General features: G+C 49.3%; 2 tRNA genes. Both read right to left on the bottom strand.

The window, feature by feature from the left end:
* Window positions 1-37: 37 nt before the first annotated feature.
* Window positions 38-110 (bottom strand) — tRNA-Ala (locus tag H6A32_RS15965).
* A gap of 186 nt (window positions 111-296) precedes the next feature.
* Window positions 297-370, bottom strand: a tRNA-Ile gene (locus H6A32_RS15960).
* Window positions 371-404 lie beyond the last annotated feature (34 nt).

The raw sequence follows: 404 nt of genomic DNA, 5'->3' as shown, positions 1-404 counted from the left end.
TACATTTTCATATCTTACGGACCGTTTCCGATCCGAGTGGAGAATACGAGATTCGAACTCGTGACCTCCTGCTTGCAAGGCAGGCGCTCTCCCAACTGAGCTAATCCCCCGTATGCAATTGTTGTTTAAGTTGTGATGGGCTTAAGTGGGCCTTACCTCCTCACTCTCACCTTTCACACTGAAATTGTGATGGGTCAAGTGGGCCTTACCTCCTCACTCTCACCTTTCACACTGAAATTGTGATGGGTCAAGTGGGCCTTACCTCCTCAGCCTCATCTTTCATTCTTAAATTGTGATGGGCTTAAGTGGACTCGAACCACCGACCTCACGCTTATCAGGCGTGCGCTCTAACCGGCTGAGCTATAAGCCCACACTTTATATGAAAACGGCTTCCGCCGGTTTCT

The sequence above is a fragment of the Drancourtella massiliensis genome (assembly GCF_016900655.1).
GTDB lineage: Bacteria > Bacillota > Clostridia > Lachnospirales > Lachnospiraceae > Sellimonas > Sellimonas catena.
Note: the sequence above shows the minus strand (reverse complement) of the source record. Positions and strands in the feature narration are given on the sequence as shown.